Here is a 16,779-nt window from a genome sequence, read left to right as displayed (position 1 = left end):
CCCCCCCGCCGCGGTTTAACTTTTTCACAGGGTTTGGCTGCTTTGTGGAAAACCGGCTCAGTCGTCCTTTTCCTCGGGCGGATAGACCCGAACCAGAACGCTCAGAATACGCTTGTCGTCCACTTCTTCCACGGTGCCGTGCAGGTTCTCGAAATCGAAGTCCTCGCCGGCCACCGGAATATGCTCCAGACATTCCAGCGCCCAGCCGGCCACGGTGGTGCAGTCGCCGTCGTAGTGGCGGTCGTCAAAGTTCACCGCCTCAAACAGCTCGTCGATGGGAGCTTCGCCCGCGGCCCGGTACAGATTCTCGCCGATGTTCTGCACCACGGGCGGCTCGGCCTCGTCGGTCTCGTCAAAGATCTCGCCCACCAGCTCTTCCAGCACGTCCTCCAGCGTTACCAGACCCAGCGTGCCGCCAAAATCGTCGGTCACAATGGCCATGTGCTGCTGCTTGCGGCGGAACTCCGCCAGCAGGGTGTTGATGTGCTTGGTGCGGTAGACAAAGGGGATATCCCGGCACAGCGCCCGCACGTCCACGGGTTTGTTCTGCGCCAGGCACTGGAACAGATCCCGGGTATGGAGCATACCGATGATATTGTCGATATCACCCTCGTATACGGGGATGCGGGTGTAGCTGCTGTTCAGGGCCTTCTGGATGATCTCGTCGGCAGGGGAGTCCACATCCACCGCCAGAATGTCCACCCGGGGCACCAGGATCTCCTGTACCGTGATGTCGTCAAACTCAATCACGTTCTGGATCATATCGGTTTCCTGCTGGCTCAGCACGCCGTCCTCTTCCACCGTGTCAATGATGGTTTTAAGTTCGGCCTCGGTCACGCTGGGGCTGTCGTCGCCGCCGCGGGTGGCCAGCTTCTGCAGCTGGGCAAACAGAAATACCACCGGTTTCAGGATGGTTTTGATCAGGGTCATGGGCCGGGCCACTGCCAGCGACACCTTTTCCGAGTTGGTCTTGGCGAAGCTCTTGGGCATGATCTCGCCAAAGATCAGCACCAGGATGGTCACCACCACGGTGGCCACCACCGGGCCGGTCTGCTCGCCCAGCAGGGTGGAGCAGAACACCGTGGCCAGCGAAGAGGCGGACAGGTTCACCACGTTGTTGCCCACCAGAATGGAGGACAGGGTGCGGTCGTAGTCTTCCGCGTGGTGCAGCGCCGTTTCCGCGCGCTTGTCGCCGTCATCCGCCTTATTGCGCAGGCGGATCTTGTTCACACAGGAGAGCGCCGTTTCACTGGCGGAGAAAAACGCCGAAAATGCCAGCAGCAATACAAACGCAAGTATACTAGGGCCAGGAGAATCCAAAAACAATCACGTTCCTTTCCAAATCAAGGGGCCTGCCCTGTGCAGGCCCGATGAGTATATGTATACCAGAACATGCGGAAAATTGCAAGAGGCGCCTGTGCGTGGGACGCACACAAATGTGACGAGTGTGCAACATTTCTGCATCCAAAACGCACAAATTCCGGCGGGCGGTCCTGATTTCTTTTGTCCAGCAGGGAGAAAAGCGCCCGGTTGTGCAAAAACCACAAGACAAACTGTATTTTATATGCTATAATGCACAATATCAAAGGTGAGGCAACCCTGAGCGGGCGGTAGATCCTGTCGAAAAACGAACCGTGCCGCGCCCGCCGCTGCGCGTAGCCCCCTTTGGTGGTTTGACCCAACCTGTCTATATTATTTAGTAACGGAGGGACAACAAGTTATGGTAAAAGAAATTCGTGTTTCCAACTTCAGCGAAGTGAAAGAGATCGTTTCGGCTGCTTCCAGCTGCCTGGACGATATCGGCGTTCATGATAAAAACGGCAGTATTGCTGACGCCAAGAGCATCCTGGGCCTGATGAGCCTGGACTATTCCGCCCCTGTCAAGCTGGTGAGCGAGAACGAGGCTGAACTGGATCGTGTTTACCGTTCTGTGGTGCAGTAAGCGGCACGGAATGCGGCAGGCAGAAGCCTGCCGCCTGCGTAACAGGGCGTAAACGCGCAGCGGCCCCGGTTTTCCCCTTGTGGGAAGGCCGGGGCCTTTTCTTTTTTGGTCAGATGATAAAAACTGCCAAAAACTTGTGCTTTTGCAACCAAAAGCAATAAAGCATCTGTACGCGAGATGCGGACACTGAAAAAAATAATTCTCCACCAAAGCCCGTCCGGGTTTCCGTTTGTAACCGAATGGCGGCACTGCCGGGCAGAAAGCGGCATTGCCTGCCCGCCGCAAAAAAACAGCCCCACGGCCGAAAAGCCGCGGGGCTGTAAAATGTACGGTGCAATCAGGGATTGCCGTTTTTCTGGCGCCGTGCCTGCTGGATCTGGGCAGCCTGCTCCAGGGCTTTCTGCCGCTGGGCTTCCAGCTTTTCCTGCTCGGCCTTGCGGCGGGCTGCCTGCTGGGCCAGGCGGCGGCTGGCGCCCTCCTGGACCCGCTGCAGCTCCTGCTCCCGCTTGGCGGCTTCCGCCTGCGCATGCATGGCGCGGGCGGATTCCCGGGCGGAAGGCCGGGGCCCGGCAGACAGCGCGGCCGCGGGTACAGCGGCCGGGGCCGGTTCCGGCTCGGGCTGCGGTACGGGCTCAGCGGATACGGGTGCCGGGGGATCGGCAGGTGCCTCCACAGGGGCGGCATCCGCTGCATCCGGGGCAGCCGGCTCCGGTTCAGGCGGGGATTCCGGCTCCTCCGGCTCCGCTGCGGGTGCCGGTGCTTGGGGCAGGTGAGGCGCGTCGGCTTCTTCCGCCGGTTCGGCGGCGGGTTCATCCAGCGCGGCGGCTGCGGTCAGCTCCTCCACAGCCTGCTGCTTCTGCGCCTGGGTCTGTTCTTTTCGGGACGAATGGAAAAAGTCCAGCAGTTCCCCGAGAAAGGCAAACCAGACCGCCACCAGCAGCAGCACGGCACAGCCAATCACCAGATAGCGCACCGCGCCGCGCAGGTAGTCGCTTGTAATCAGCAGCTGCAGCGCCCAGCCGACCCCGACCGACAGCACACAGCTTACCGCAAACGGTAAAATCAGTTTTTGCTTCACGATGCGCCACCTCCTTTGCGCGCGGAATGAATTACTTGGTGCCGAAGATGCGGTCGCCCGCGTCGCCCAGGCCGGGCACAATGTAGCCGTTCTCGTTCAGGTGATCGTCCAGCGCGGCCACGTAGATGTCCACGTCGGGATGGGCTTCATGCAGCTTCTGCAGGCCTTCCGGCGCGGCAATGATGCCGATGAACTTGATGCTGCGGGCGCCCCGCTTCTTGATCTGGGTGATGGCATCCCGGGCGCTGCCGCCGGTGGCCAGCATCGGATCCAGCACGATCACATCCCGCTCGGCAATGTCGGCGGGCAGCTTGCAGTAGTACTCTACAGGCTCCAGGGTCTCCTCGTTGCGATACAGGCCGATGTGCCCCACCTTGGCGGCGGGCAGCAGGGTCAGCATGCCGTCCACCATGCCCAGACCAGCCCGCAGAATGGGCACCAGGGCCAGCTTGCGTCCGGCCAGAACCCGGGTATGGGCCACGGCAACAGGGGTCTCGATCTCCACTTCCTCAGTGGGCAGATCGCGGGTGGCCTCGTAGCACAGCAGGGTAGCCAGCTCGCTTACCAGCTCCTTGAATTCCTTGGTGCCGGTGTTCTTGTTGCGCAGCAGGCTCACCTTGTGCTGCACCAGGGGATGATCCAGGATCATGGGTTGTTTGCTCATTGTGTATCGCTCCTCTTCATTCAGTTATGCAAATGGCCCGCCGCCGTGTGCGGCGTGCACGTTACATCCCGCGGGCGGCCCGTTCCCGTTCGGCCTGGCTCAGCCGCAGATACCGGGGCGCCAGGGCGGCCGCGCTTACGGCTTCGCCGGCGGCGGCTGCCGCCTCGGCCGCCAGGCAAACGCCCAGCGCCCGGCTTTGACGCAGCGGTGCGGGGCAGGGGATCACCTGCGCCCGCGTATCGTATCTATTATAGCATAGGCCTGCCCCGTCACCAACAAAAAACACCGGATTTTTGCAATTTTTCAAAAAATCCTCGATGGTGCCCACCGGCTGGGCTGCGTCGGGGGTCAGCCGTTCACAGCCGGGCAGAGAGAACGCCGCCCAGTACACTTCCCCCCGGCGGGCGTCCAGCGCGGGGATCACCACGCCGCTGCCGGTGCAGCAGCGGGCCAGCGCCTCCAGGGTGGATACCCCGGCGCAGGGAATATCCCGGGGCAGCGCCAGCCCCTTGACCGCCGCCAGCCCGATCCGCAGCCCGGTAAAGCTGCCGGGCCCGGCGCATACCCCCAGCAGATCCACGTCCGCCAGGGTCAGCTCCAGCGCCGAAAGGGCGCTTTGCACCATGGGTAGCAGGGTCTCGCTGTGGGTGAGGCCCCGGTCCAGAAAACATTCGTACAGCAGCCGGCCGTCCTGGGTAACGGCCACGCCGGCCACCTTGCCGGCACAATCCAGCCCCAGACAGATCACAGCTCCACCCCCTCGATCTCGATTTCCCGGTCATCCGGGCCCGCGCCCGGGCGGATGTCAACCCGCACCGGGTTTTCCGCGTCCAGCAGGGCGGCGAAACTCTCGCTCCACTCGGCGGCCACCACCGCGCCTTCGTCCAGATATTCATAGAACCCGGCGGTGTACAGATCCTCTTCCGAATGGATGCGGTACAGATCAAAATGGGCCATCGGCCGGGGGCCGCGGTAGTAATTTACAATGGCAAAGGTGGGGCTGCTTACCGGGTCGGTACAGCCCAGCCCCTCGGCAATGCCCTGGGAGAACGCCGTCTTGCCCATGCCCAGCCCGCCGGTAAAGGCTACCAGGGCGCCCGGCGCCAGCTTAGCGGCCAGCCGCCGGCCCAAGGCCACTGTTTCCTCCCGGTTTGAGGTGTGAAAAACCGCCATGTGCCCCTCCTTGCCGCCGCCCGCTGTCACATCCGGGCGGCCTGCCTCGTATATAAGGTGTGTAAACTTCAACTATTATAGTATAATCCGAGGGAAACTGCAATCCGCCCGGGCATACCATTTTGCGGGCGGGTATGCTATAATACCTACATATGCCCTTTGGGGCAAAACCGGCTTTTGCCGCGCCGGGCACAGTCCGGCCGGTTTGATTTATAAGGAGACACACAGCATGAAAGCGGTGCGCAATTATCTGAAAACAACCGATAAAACCTATCTGTTCCTCTGCATGGCCTGCTCGATCTTTGCCGTGATCGTACTGATCTCGGTGGGCCGCTATTACGCGGGGGGCTTCAGCTACGATTCCCTCACCGGGGCCCGGGGCCTGGGCGGGTACAAATACGCGGTGGTGCAGGCGGGCGCCTTTATCCTGGGCCTGGGCTGCGCGGTGTTTTTGTCCTACCTGGACTACCAGACGCTGGCCCGGCTGTGGCCGCTGCATGTGTCGGTGACCTGGTTCCTGGTGCTGCTGACCCTGGTGTTCCACAATGTGGATATTGCCGGTTTCACCATCGGCTACGCCCCCTCCAACACCCAGAACTACAGTTGGATCCTGCTGCCGGGCGGCATCAGCCTGCAGCCCACCGAGCTGGCCAAGATCAGCTTTATGCTTACTTTTGCCATGCACCTGGACAATGTGCGGGAGCGCATCAACGAGCCCAAACAGCTGCTGGGGCTGCTGGCCCATATGGGGGCGCCGGTACTGACTGTGCACATTCAGGGTGACGATGGCACCGCGATCGTATTTGCGGCCATCGGCGCCATGATGCTGTTCAGTGCCGGGCTGTCCTGGAAATATATCAGCGCCGGGATCGGCCTGGCGGTGTCGGGGCTTCTGGGCGTGATCTTTTTCTTCCCGGGTCTTTTGCAGGGCTATCAGATGGACCGGATCATGAGCCTGTTTGATCCCGACAACCCGGTATATAAAGACGTGATCCTGCAGCAGAAGTACGGCCGCAACGCCATCGGCGCGGGGCGGATCTTCGGGCGGGGGCTGTTCAGTGACGCCCACACCTATGTACCCCGTTCGGAAAACGACTTTGTGTTCAGCTACATGGCCGAGAGCATCGGTTTTGTGGGCTGCCTGATCGTGCTGGGGGTGCTGTTTGCCATCGCCATCCGCACCCTGACCATCGGGGCCAACAGCGGCCAGCGGATGGGTACTTACCTGTGCGTGGGCGTTTTTGCCGCCATCGCGTTCCAGCTGATCATCAATCTGGGTATGAACCTGATGCTGCTGCCGGTCATCGGCGTGACCCTGCCCTTCTTCTCGGCGGGCGGCAGCAGCGTGCTGATGCTGTATATCTGCGTGGGGCTGGTGCTCAGCGTATACAGAAACAGCCGGTACAGCTGGCGCAGCGGGCGCTGATTTTCTGAACAACAACGGCAAAAGCCTCCCTGTCAGCGGGGGAACAGCGGCAGACTGTCCCTCCGGCAGGGAGGCTTTTGCGTTATCAAAAAAGGAGGAGGAAAAGAAAACGTTTATTCAGCCGGAATCAGGCGGAACCCTTCGGCGTAGAACGCGCCGCCCATGGGCAGTTCCTGCAGATCCAGCACAAGCCCTTCTTCGGTGGTGCGGAACCGTACCGGTTTGCGGGTGCGCATGCAGAATACCTGGGCGATGGGCCGGTCGGTGCGCAGGGTGAGACGGTCCGGCAGGCGGGGGACCTCGTCGTACCGGTAGAACGCAAAGATGGCGCCGTCCTTTTGGGTATAGCACAGCCGGTCGGTAAAGTAGGGCGCACAGATCCGGGTGCCGTAGATCCCCTCACCGAAAGCGGTCAGCCAGGCGCCCATCTCCCGCAAGGAACGCACCGCGGGGGCGGGCAGCGCCCCGTCGGGCTGGGGGGCCAGATTCAGCGCCAGGTTGCCGCCCTTGCATACCACCTCCAGCAGAAGATGCACCAGTTCCCGGCCGCTCTTGAACCGGTCGGTGTAGTGGAACGAGAATTTGTCGCCCACTGTGGTGCAGGTCTCCCAGGGCACCGAGAGGGCGGTGTCCGGTATGGTCTTTTCCGGTGTGATGAAGTTTTCGTGCTCGCCGCCGCAGGTGCGGTCGCATACGATCAGATGGGGCTGCGGGCCGGCGCGCAGTTCTTCCACGATCTCACCCAGGCGGATGTCCTGCCCCTGGTTGTCGGGACGCACCCAGCCGCCGTCCAGCCAGAGCACATCGATCTTTCCGTAGCGGGTGCCCAGTTCCCGGATCTGCTCGTGGGTGAACTGCACATACTGCTCCCACAGCTCGGGGTGCTCCTGTACATCGTAGTTCACGTTGCGGGTGGGGGCGGGGCCGAACTGCGGCGCCCAGTAGAAGGGGCTGTTCCAGTCCGGCTTGGAAAAATAGGTGGAGATGGCCAGCCCCTGCCGCCGGAACTCCCGGTACAGCGCCCCCACCACGTCCGCGTCGGGATGGGTGTGGAACGGGCAGTCCGGTGCGGTGATCTTGTAGTCGGTTGTCTGCGTATCGAACATGCAGAACCCGTCGTGGTGCTTGGTGGTGAACAGCAGGTACTTGAAACCGCACTCCCGGGCCAGTTTTGCCCAGCCAGCCGGGTCAAACTTGACCGGATTGAAGGTGCGGTTGGCCTCCCGGTACTGGCGCTTGCAGGTTTCCGGGTCCGCCCAGGTAAAATCTTCCTGGCTCCAGGCGGCGTCGCCGTCGCTCAGGGGCCAGCTTTCGTAGGTGCCCAGCTGGCAGCCGGGCGCCCAGTGCATCATGAAGCCCAGCTTGAGCCCCATGAACCAGTCCAGATGCTCCCGCACCCGGTCGGACCGGGGCGGTACGTATTCTTCCGGCGGGGTATAGTTGTGTACGCCGTTGGCAACGATGGGTTGTTTCATGGCCGTGGAATCCTTTCGTACAGCGGGTGTTTTTTCTGCTTTTACTATACGGGAGAAACCCGCCGCCGCAAAGGGGGAATTGTTTTGTATCCGGTGCAAATTTTTTTGCCGGTCAGGCCGGGCCGCTGCCGGGCAGGGTCAGCCGGGCCAGCAGGCGGCCGCCCTCGTAGTTGGCGTACCGCAGATGGCTGCCGGGGCCAAACCGCAGCTGCAGCCGTTCGTTCACGTTGCGGATGCCGAACCCGTGGGTCACCTTCAGATCTACCTGCCGGTAATCCAGATAGTCGTTGAGCAGCGCCGCGTCCGCACCCCGGCCGGTGTCGGTCACCTCGACGCAGACGCCGCCGTCGGTTTCCACAGCCCGGATGCGGATCACGATGCCCGGGTCCTGGCGGGTGATACCGTGCCGGATCGAGTTTTCCACCAGCGGCTGCAGGGTGAATTTGGGGATCACCACCTGGGCCGGGTCCAGCCCGGGCAGCACCTCCAGCCGGATATCCTGGCGGAACCGCAGCACATACACCGCAATGTATTCCCGGATATTGTCCAGTTCGGTGCTCATGGTCACCAGCCGGTCGGGCTCGGTGATGCTGTACCGCATCAGGCTGGCAATGGAGTCCACCGTGGCGGCGATGTCGTCCTCACCCCGGGCCAGCGCCATATAGTTCACCGCGTTCATGGCGTTGAGCATGAAATGGGGGTTGATCTGGGCCTGCAGGGCCCGCAGCTCGCTTTCCCGGCGCTGATCCTCCTTGCGGGTCACCTCTTCGATCAGGGCGTTGACCCGGCCGATCAGCTCCCCGAAACTGCGGTTCAGCTGCCGGATCTCCCGGGGGCCCTGGGGCGCAAAGGTCTCCGGGCGGACGCTGCGGGTATCCCGGATGGCCTCCAGCTTGCGGGTGAACTGCACCACCGGCCGGGACACCTGCGCCGACAGCCCCAGTGCCACCAGCACACCCAGCGCCAGAAACACTGCCGAGCAGAGCAGATAGGGGGACATCATCCCCCACACCTGCCCGGTAATGTCGGAATACGGGGTCAGAAACACCAGCCGCAGCCCCGATTCCAGGTTGGCGGCGGTGCCCAGAAACCGCTGCCCGCCCAGATCCAGCCGGGTGCTGGTTTCGCCGGACAGGGGCAGGGCGGCATCCATCGGCAGCCCGTCCAGATTCTCCGAGCAGAATACCTGCCGCCCCTGCCGGTTCAGCAGCAGAAAGCCGCTGTGTTCGGTGAGGGGGAAGATAGACAGCAGGTTGGGCAGCCGGTCCAGCGGCAGGCTGCCCAGCAGTACCCCCAGCCCCGCCTTGCGGTGGGCGCCGGCGTAGGCGCTGTTCTGCAGCTTGAAAGCAAAGCAGAGCCGCTGGCGGGTCTCATCCAGAAATACATACCGGCCCTGGGTGCTGCCCCGCACGGTGCGGTACCACTCGGTATCGGCCACGGTGTCGCCGCTGAAAACCCGGCTCACGTTGAGAATGGTGTTTTCCGGGGTGAACAGGCCGCTTACCGGCAAAGCCGGGTCCAGATACAGCTCCATCCGGAACCCGTTGTTGGTCAGCAGATTCTCTGCGTTCAGGTGGTAGGTCATCCGGCTGTTGAGCAGGGATTTGGTGTTCAGGTCCTCCAGTTCGTCCCGCCCCACCGGACGGCTGAGCAGTTCGCCCAGTTCCGTGTCGCTGGTATACTGATAGATCAGCTTGTCGGTGGTCTGGGTGAACACATGGCTCAGCTGAACGTTGGCTTCGGTCACCGCCTCCTGGGAGGTGATCAGCTGCCGGGTGATGGACTGGCGGAACAGCAGGTAGGTGGCGGCGTTCAGTGCCAGCAGCACCAGGCAGAACAGCCCGCCGATACTCAGAAAGGTGCGTTTGGTGATGCTCATGAGGGTTCCTCCGCCGGCAGCGGCCCGGCTGCATACAGGTTGCGGAACTCGCTGGGCGTCATGCCCGCGTGTTTTTTGAACAGCTTGGCAAAGTAGCGGGGATCGTCATACCCGCACAGAAAGCACACCTCCCGGATGGGGATGGAGGGGTCCCGCAGCAGCTGCTGGGACTGGCGCAGCCGCCGGGCGGAAAGATAGCTGCTCACGTTCTGGCCGGTGGTGTTTTTGAATACGGTGCTCAGATAGGACAGGGAAAGATGCAGCGTGTCCGCCAGGTTGGAAACGTTGAAGTTGGAATCGGAGAAGTTTTCCTCAATGGCCTGCAGGCAGTAGCGCACGATGGGGTTGGCGTATTCACCCTTGCGGGCTTCGGCATACTCCATCAGGTCGTAGTACCGGGCGGCCAGATAGGCACGCCGTTCCCCGGCGGAGGTGAGGGCCCAGTATTCAGCCATGGCCTCCTGGCGCAGCGCGTCCAGCGAGTCCCGGTCCTTGCCCAGTTCTTCCTGATAGAGGAACAGATAGTTCAGCAGCTGGATGCCCAGCACATCCCGCCGGCTGCACAGCGCCCGGAACACATCCGGCTGGATCAGCAGCTCGCCGATGGCGGCCATGTCGCCCTTGCGCAGCGCCTGGCCCACCCGGTTGCGCAGTTCCTCGTCGCAGGCGTACCAGGGCGGCACATCGGCGGTAAGCTCTTTCTGGATGGCGGCCAGCCGCTCTTCCAGGCTGTTCAGCTTGGCCCGGGTGATGGGCTTGAGCAGGTAATCGGTCACCTGGTATTGCAGGGCGCGCTGGGCGTAGCTGAACTCCCCGTGGCCGCTGATCAGGATCATTCGGGTGTGGGGGCAGTGCTCGTAAATATGCCGGGCCAGGTCCAGCCCGTCCATGCCGGGCATCCGGATATCCGAGATCACCACGTCGGGGCGTTCGCTCTCCAGCAGGGCCAGAGCCTCCTCGCCGCTGGCGGCACAGCCTGCCAGTTCGCCGCCGAAGGCTTCCCAGTGCAGCATGCGCTGGATGCCCTCCAGCGCCAGGGGATCGTCGTCTACAAGCAGAATCTTCATGGGCGGATCTCCTTTCCCGGTGTGGGCCGATAGCCGGCCGTTGGCCCCCAGTATAGCATATTTTTTGCACAGGTACATACATTTGTGGCAAAATTTTGGGTGGGGTGGAGAAATTTGTTGTGAAAAAGGCGCATCTAAAAAAAGTGCACCCTATGCGAAAATTGTAGCGTTGTGGCGGGGCAAGGGCGGCGTTTATAATAATGCCAGAACGAAAACCCGGCAGCGAAACGCCGCCGTGAGGAGGAGCGCCGCATGAAACGATCCGCCCCCTGCACAGACACCGTGTGCAGAAAACAAGGCTTTCTGAAAACATTCCGCAAAAATCTTCCCCTTACCATCATGGCGCTGCCGGCGCTGGTGGTAATGTTCCTGTTCCGGTATCTGCCCATGTCCGGCCTGCTGCTGGCGTTCAAGCGGTTCAGCGTGCCCAAGGGCATCTTCGGCAGCGACTGGGTGGCTTTGCAGAACTTTGAGTTCCTGTTCAAAACCTCCGACGCCTGGGTCATCACCCGCAACACCATCCTGTACAACGCGCTGTTCATCCTGCTGGATCTGGTGCTGGCGGTATCCATGGCCATCGGTCTGAGCGAACTGCTGCGCAAGCGGCGGGCCAAGGTCTACCAGACCATCTTCATGGCGCCGTACTTTCTGTCCTGGGTGGTGGTTTCCTTCATGGCTTTCTCGCTGTTCAGCGTGGACGACGGCCTGTTCAACCACCTGCTGGCCTACTTCGGTTTTGCCGGGGTCAACTGGTATTCCGAGCCGGGCAAATGGCCCCTGATCCTGACCTTCTTCCAGATCTGGAAAACCGTGGGCTACTCCACCGTTATGTATATCAGCACCCTGACCGGCATCTCCAACGATTACTACGAAGCCGCCATCATCGACGGCGCCACCAAATGGCAGCAGATCCGCCGGATCACCCTGCCCTGCCTGAAACCCATGATGATCGTGCTGACCATCCTGGCCATCGGGCGCATCTTCTACGCCGACTTTGGTCTGTTCTTCCAGCTTCCCCGCAATTCCGGCCCGCTGTATCCGGTCACCCAGGTCATTGATACCTATGTGTACCGGGCCCTGAAAGAAACCGGCAACGTGGGCATGGCCGCCGCGGCCAGCCTGTACCAGTCGGTAGTGGGCTTTGTGCTGGTGGTGGGCGCCAACCTGGCGGTGCGCCGCATCGAGCCGGACAGCGCCCTGTTCTGACAAGGAGGATACACCATGCTGCCATTCAAAAAACATCCGCGGGATGAGGGCGAGGGCGACCTGGCCATCAACCGCATCTCCCGGCGCGCCGACCGGATCCTGAACCTGATCTTTCTGCTCTGGGCGCTGGCCTGTGTGCTGCCGCTGATCCTGGTGGTGATCGTATCCTTTTCCAGCGAGCAGAGCATTTTCCAGAACGGCTACAGCTTCTTCCCCAGCGAGTGGAGCCTGGACGCCTACCGCTTCTTCTTCCGCCTGGGCGACCAGCTGGTGCGCTCCTACGGTATCACCATATTCGTCACGGTGGCGGGCACCCTGTTCAGTTTGATTATCACCGCCATGTTCGCCTATGTGCTCAGCCGGGCGGACTACGCCTACAACCGGCTGTTCACCCTGCTGATGCTGTTCACCATGCTGTTCAACGGCGGCATCGTGGCCACCTACATGGTCAACACCCAGATCCTGGGCCTGGGCAACAGCCTGGGGGCGCTGATCTTTCCCATGTCGCTGAATGCGTTCTACGTGATCGTGCTGCGCACCTTTTACAAGAGCATCCCCATGGAGATCATCGAGGCCGCCCGCATCGACGGGGCAGGGGAGTTCAAAACCTTTTTCCGCATCGTGACCCCGCTGTCCAAGCCGGGCCTGGCCACCATCGGGATGTTCACCACCATCGCCTACTGGAACGACTGGTTCCTTGGCATGCTATACATCATTGACCAGAAAAAATACCCGGTGCAGACCCTGCTGTGGAGCATGCAGAACAGCCTGGAGTTTATGAAGCAGTCCTCGGCCAACGCCCTGGAATACGCCGAGATGGCCGCCAACGCCCCCACCGACAGCGGCCGCATGGCCCTGACTGTGCTGGTGGTGCTGCCCATTCTGCTGGCCTATCCCTTCTTCCAGAAGTATTTCGTCAAGGGCCTGACGGTGGGCGGCGTCAAAGGCTGAAAACCAGTTCATCCGGTCTGTCCCGCCGGGGCGGGCCATAAACAAGGATATACATTTTCAAGGAGGCACGTTATGAAAAATACCATGAAACGCATGGCGGCGCTGGGTGTGTCCGCCGCGCTGGCCGCCGGTCTGCTGGCGGGCTGCGGCGGGGCTCCCGCCGGCGGTTCCGCCCCGTCCGGCGACGGCGATATCACCACCCTCACCTGGTATATGTCCATCAACCCGGTGGCCGCCGATACCGACAAGGTCATCCAGGCGCTGAACGAGTACACCCGCGAGAAGATCGGGGTGGAGATCGACTACAAGGTCATGGCCAACCCGGACTACAAGGAGAAGATGCCCAACCTGATCAACGCGGGCGAATACTTCGATATCTGCTTTACCTCCAACTGGACCACCGATTACCTGCAGTTCACCGGCAAGGACGCGTTCCTGGACATCACCGAACTGCTGCCCCAGTACGCCAAGGAAACCTGGGAGTTCATCCCCGAGGCCGAGTGGAACGCCGTCCGCGTGAACGGCTCCATCTACGGCGTGCCCTCCTACAAGGAGATGGGCTGGCAGGGCGGTATCGTCTACAACAGCGATATGGCCGAGGCCTACGGCATTGACATGAGCGCGGTCAAGAGCCTGGAAGACTACACCAAGGTGCTGGAAACTGTGGCGGCCAAGAGCAAAGCCGAGGGCAAAAACGTGGTGGGCGTTTCCGGCCTGACCAACGCCTGGCCCATGGCTGCCCCCTATGAGTCCCTCACCGGCAATCCCCAGCTGCCCGCCGCGGGCGCGGTGCCCCAGTTCAGCAATTTTGCCGATATGAAGGACCAGGCGGTGTTCAACCAGTACGCCAGTGAGGAGTATATGAACTACTGCCAGACCGTGCGCGGCTGGAACCAGGCCGGGTACCTGGGCGGCGATCCGGTCAACTACGACAGTGATACCGCCAACCGGGACAACGATTTCAACAACGGCGCGCTGTTCTCCTACTTTATCCAGTACGCACCCGGCACCGCGGAATCCATGACCGCCTCCAGCGGCCACGGCGTGGGCTTTGTGCCCCTGATGGACCCCCTGTTTGAAACCCGCAGCGCCATGGGCGGCCTGCTGGCGATCTCTTCGGCCAGCGAACATCCCGAGAAGGCGCTGGAGTTCATCAACCTGCTGAACACCGACGAGTATGTGGGCACCCTGATCCGCCACGGCATCGAGGGTACGCACCACAGCGCCGTGGGCGACAACCAGGTGGACAAGACCATGGGCGGCACCCTGACCGATAACGGCTACGACTACACCTACGGCTGGCAGTTCGGCACCCCCTTCAATCAGAAGTGGGATATCAGCTACCCCGACAACATTGAAGAACTGTTCAAGGCCTACAACGATTCCGCCATCATCTCGCCCAACAACGGCTTTACCTTTGACGCGGTACCGGTGGAGACCCAGGTGGCGGCCCTGACCAACGTGATCAGCGAATATGCCCCCTCGCTGGAAACCGGCTCGGTGGATCCGGCCGAGTATATCCCCAAATTCCTGGATGCCCTGAACGCCAACGGCGCCGAAGCCCTGGTGGCGGAGGTGAACAACCAGCTGACCCAGTTTGCGGCAGGCTGATCCGGAAACCATGACCGGCAAGGGCCGGCAGCCCGCGGGCTGCCGGCCCTTATCTGTAAAAACAACGAGGCCAAATCTATGAAACAACGACCCAATCTGCTGTTTATTCTGACCGACGACCAGGGTGCCTGGGCGCTGCGCTGCGCCGGCAACACCGACATCCACACCCCCAACCTGGACCGGCTGGCGGCGCAGGGCACCCGGTTTGAGAATTTCTTCTGTGCTTCGCCGGTGTGCAGCCCGGCCCGGGCCTCCATCCTGACCGGCCGCATTCCCTCCCAGCACGGGGTGCACGACTGGATCCGCAGCGGCAGCCTGGACCGGCAGGCGCTGGGGGAACAGGCAGGCGATCCCTATTTTGCCAGCGAGGACCGGCCCGTCCGGTATCTGGAGGGGCTGGTTACCTACCCGGACCTGCTGGCCCGGCAGGGGTATACCTGCGCGCTGGCGGGCAAGTGGCACCTGGGGGACAGCCTGCATCCCCAGCACGGGTTTTCCCACTGGTACACCATCGGCCAGGGCGGCTGCCTGTACAACCGGGCGGACGTGGTGGAAAACGGAACGCTGCACTTTGAAAGCCGCTACATCACCGACCTGATTACCGAGCGGGCGCTGGAGTATCTGGATGCGCTGTCCGGCAGCGAAAATCCCTTCTATATCAGCGTGCACTATACCGCGCCCCACGACCCCTGGGATGAGGATCAGCACCCGAAGGAATACATCGACCTGTACCGGAACTGCGCCTTTACCGCCACCCCGGACGAGCCGCTGCACCCCGACCGCATCCCCACCGCCCCCGGGGGCACCGGGGAGGAGCGCAAACGGCTGCTGCGGGGGTATTACGCGGCGGTCACGGCCATGGACGCGGGGGTGGGCCGGCTGCTGGACCGGCTGGAAGAACGGGGCCAGGCGGAAAACACCCTGGTGATCTTCACCGCCGACAACGGCATGAACATGGGTCATCACGGCATCTGGGGCAAGGGCAACGGCACCTTCCCGTTCAATCTGTTCGACACGGCGGTCAAGGTGCCCTTTATCGCCCGCTGGCCGGGCCATGTCCGGGCAGGCCGGGTCACCGAAAGCATGTGCAGCCATTACGACATCATCCAGACCCTGAACGAGCTGCTGGACCTGCGGGGCGACCTGCCCGCCGACCTGCCGGGGCACAGCTTTGCCGACGTGCTGGTGAACGGCGCCGAGGCGGACAACCATGTGGTGATTCTGGATGAGTACGGCAGCAGCCGGATGATCCGCAACCGGGAGTGGAAGTACATCCACCGCTACCCCTACGGCCCCCACGAACTCTATTGCCTGGCCCGGGACCCGGGCGAGCGGGAGAACCTGGCCGGCCGCCCGGAGTACGCGGAGATCCAGGCCCGGATGCTGGACCGGCTGCAGAACTGGTACTGCACCTACGCCGACCCGGCGGTGGACGGATGCCGGGAAGCGGTGACCGGCTTTGGCCAGATGCGCCGCCCGGGCGTCTATTCCGGGGGTCGGCCTGTCTATGCCGACAGCCCCAAATATCAGACGGAGCCATAACCGGCACCGACAGACAAAAAACGGAACTGCCCGCAGGCAGTTCCGTTTTCATGTTTCAGTGGGTTTGCGGCAGCGCTCGTTTACCCGGCGGTTCAGCGCGCGGGCGGCCAGCAGGCTGATGATCTTGAGCACCAGCCACAGCAGCAGCTGCCGCCAGTCCAGCCCGTCGCTGAGCGCGATGCCAAGCCAGGTGTTCATGACCATGTCGGCCAGGTTGCCGATCACCGAACCGGCCAGATAAGGCCCGTAGGCCACGCCGGTGCTGCCCAGATACCAGCTTACCAGGTCAAAGGGCAGCACATCCACCAGCCGCAGGATGGCGGCAAACAGCAGGTTGTTGCCGGCTTCAAACCGCTCGATGGCCTGTATCCGGGGAAACCGGGCACAAAGCCAGCGCCACAGCTGGTTGCCGGTAAAGCGCCCCACCCCGTAGGGCAGGGACAGGCTGACCAGCATGCCCGCCAGGTTCACCGCAAAGGCCCAGCCGGTGGGCAGCAGCAGACCGCCCGCCACCTGCAGCACCGCCAGCGGAAACACCAGGCTCAGGGATTTCAGCCCGTGCAGCCCGATCAGGGAAAGGGCGGCCAGCGGCACGCTGGCGGGCAGATAGTTCAGCAGCTCGGCGGCGGTAAGCCCCCGCAGCTGGCCCCAGAAGATCAGGCCAAGCGCAGCCAGTGCCGCCGGGGGGAGAACCAGCAGCACCAGCCAGCGCTTTTTGGCCCGTGGCCGTATGTTGGATTCGTCTTGCACAGTTCACACTTTCCG

At 62.3% G+C, this 16,779-nt stretch carries 15 protein-coding genes; 6 read left to right on the top strand and 9 right to left on the bottom strand.

Going from position 1 to position 16,779, the window contains the following annotated elements:
• Nucleotides 1-57: 57 nt before the first annotated feature.
• A complete protein-coding gene (locus B5E65_RS09970; protein ID WP_242957523.1) occupies nucleotides 58-1,284 on the bottom strand; it encodes a hemolysin family protein in 1,227 nt (408 codons plus the stop codon).
• Nucleotides 1,285-1,720: 436 nt separating this feature from the next.
• Between B5E65_RS09970 and B5E65_RS09965 the strand changes: the two genes are divergently transcribed.
• Nucleotides 1,721-1,942: an HPr family phosphocarrier protein gene (locus B5E65_RS09965; protein ID WP_087171626.1), complete on the top strand. Its 222-nt coding sequence runs from the start codon at nucleotides 1,721-1,723 to the stop codon at nucleotides 1,940-1,942.
• Between the two features lie 337 nt (nucleotides 1,943-2,279).
• On the opposite strand, the gene B5E65_RS09960 is transcribed toward B5E65_RS09965, so the two are convergent.
• The 4 genes from B5E65_RS09960 to tsaE all read right to left on the bottom strand — a co-directional run bounded on the left by B5E65_RS09960 (nucleotide 2,280) and on the right by tsaE (nucleotide 4,857).
• The gene (locus B5E65_RS09960; protein WP_087171625.1) at nucleotides 2,280-3,020 is read right to left on the bottom strand and encodes a hypothetical protein; all 741 of its coding nucleotides are present in this window, start codon (nucleotides 3,018-3,020) and stop codon (nucleotides 2,280-2,282) included.
• Between the two features lie 31 nt (nucleotides 3,021-3,051).
• Nucleotides 3,052-3,684, bottom strand: a complete 633-nt coding sequence (gene upp, locus B5E65_RS09955) for a uracil phosphoribosyltransferase (RefSeq protein WP_087171624.1) — start codon at nucleotides 3,682-3,684, stop codon at nucleotides 3,052-3,054.
• Between the two features lie 61 nt (nucleotides 3,685-3,745).
• The gene (gene tsaB / locus B5E65_RS09950) at nucleotides 3,746-4,432 is read right to left on the bottom strand and encodes a tRNA (adenosine(37)-N6)-threonylcarbamoyltransferase complex dimerization subunit type 1 TsaB (RefSeq protein ID WP_087171623.1); all 687 of its coding nucleotides are present in this window, start codon (nucleotides 4,430-4,432) and stop codon (nucleotides 3,746-3,748) included.
• On the bottom strand, nucleotides 4,429-4,857 hold the full coding sequence (gene tsaE / locus B5E65_RS09945) for a tRNA (adenosine(37)-N6)-threonylcarbamoyltransferase complex ATPase subunit type 1 TsaE (RefSeq protein WP_087171622.1): 429 nt from the start codon (nucleotides 4,855-4,857) through the stop codon (nucleotides 4,429-4,431). Before tsaE ends, tsaB begins: the two co-directional genes overlap by 4 nt.
• A 229-nt stretch (nucleotides 4,858-5,086) precedes the next feature.
• On the opposite strand from tsaE, the gene B5E65_RS09940 reads away from it, so the two are divergent.
• Nucleotides 5,087-6,283 carry an FtsW/RodA/SpoVE family cell cycle protein gene (locus B5E65_RS09940; protein ID WP_087171621.1) on the top strand — a complete coding sequence of 399 codons (1,197 nt, stop codon included), beginning with the start codon at nucleotides 5,087-5,089 and terminating at the stop codon, nucleotides 6,281-6,283.
• 113 nt (nucleotides 6,284-6,396) lie between these two features.
• Here the strand turns inward: B5E65_RS09940 and B5E65_RS09935 are convergent, their stop codons facing one another.
• From B5E65_RS09935 to B5E65_RS09925, 3 genes are all read right to left on the bottom strand, one after another.
• The gene (locus tag B5E65_RS09935; RefSeq protein ID WP_087171620.1) at nucleotides 6,397-7,758 is read right to left on the bottom strand and encodes an alpha-L-fucosidase; all 1,362 of its coding nucleotides are present in this window, start codon (nucleotides 7,756-7,758) and stop codon (nucleotides 6,397-6,399) included.
• 112 nt (nucleotides 7,759-7,870) lie between these two features.
• Nucleotides 7,871-9,637 (bottom strand): sensor histidine kinase, encoded by a 1,767-nt coding sequence (locus tag B5E65_RS09930; RefSeq protein ID WP_087171619.1) that lies wholly within the window; start codon nucleotides 9,635-9,637, stop codon nucleotides 7,871-7,873.
• Nucleotides 9,634-10,704: a response regulator transcription factor gene (locus B5E65_RS09925; protein ID WP_158098562.1), complete on the bottom strand. Its 1,071-nt coding sequence runs from the start codon at nucleotides 10,702-10,704 to the stop codon at nucleotides 9,634-9,636. Before B5E65_RS09925 ends, B5E65_RS09930 begins: the two co-directional genes overlap by 4 nt.
• Nucleotides 10,705-10,956: 252 nt before the next feature.
• Here B5E65_RS09925 and B5E65_RS09920 point away from each other — a divergent pair, with 252 nt between their 5' ends.
• From B5E65_RS09920 to B5E65_RS09905, 4 genes are all read left to right on the top strand, one after another.
• Complete coding sequence (locus B5E65_RS09920; RefSeq protein WP_087171617.1) at nucleotides 10,957-11,910, top strand: ABC transporter permease; 954 nt, start codon at nucleotides 10,957-10,959, stop codon at nucleotides 11,908-11,910.
• Between the two features lie 15 nt (nucleotides 11,911-11,925).
• Nucleotides 11,926-12,861 carry a carbohydrate ABC transporter permease gene (locus B5E65_RS09915; RefSeq protein ID WP_087171616.1) on the top strand — a complete coding sequence of 312 codons (936 nt, stop codon included), beginning with the start codon at nucleotides 11,926-11,928 and terminating at the stop codon, nucleotides 12,859-12,861.
• 72 nt (nucleotides 12,862-12,933) lie between these two features.
• Nucleotides 12,934-14,472, top strand: coding sequence for an ABC transporter substrate-binding protein (locus tag B5E65_RS09910; protein WP_087171615.1), 1,539 nt, complete (start codon nucleotides 12,934-12,936; stop codon nucleotides 14,470-14,472).
• Between the two features lie 78 nt (nucleotides 14,473-14,550).
• Nucleotides 14,551-16,014: a sulfatase family protein gene (locus B5E65_RS09905; protein ID WP_087171614.1), complete on the top strand. Its 1,464-nt coding sequence runs from the start codon at nucleotides 14,551-14,553 to the stop codon at nucleotides 16,012-16,014.
• 48 nt (nucleotides 16,015-16,062) lie between these two features.
• Here the strand turns inward: B5E65_RS09905 and B5E65_RS09900 are convergent, their stop codons facing one another.
• Nucleotides 16,063-16,764, bottom strand: coding sequence for a TVP38/TMEM64 family protein (locus tag B5E65_RS09900; protein WP_087171613.1), 702 nt, complete (start codon nucleotides 16,762-16,764; stop codon nucleotides 16,063-16,065).
• Nucleotides 16,765-16,779: the final 15 nt, after the last annotated feature.

Origin of the sequence: Gemmiger sp. An120 (assembly GCF_002160955.1) — a bacterium.
In the GTDB taxonomy this organism is placed as follows: Bacteria; Bacillota; Clostridia; order Oscillospirales; family Ruminococcaceae; genus Gemmiger_A; species Gemmiger_A avium.
This window is presented reverse-complemented; position numbering and strand designations above follow the sequence as displayed.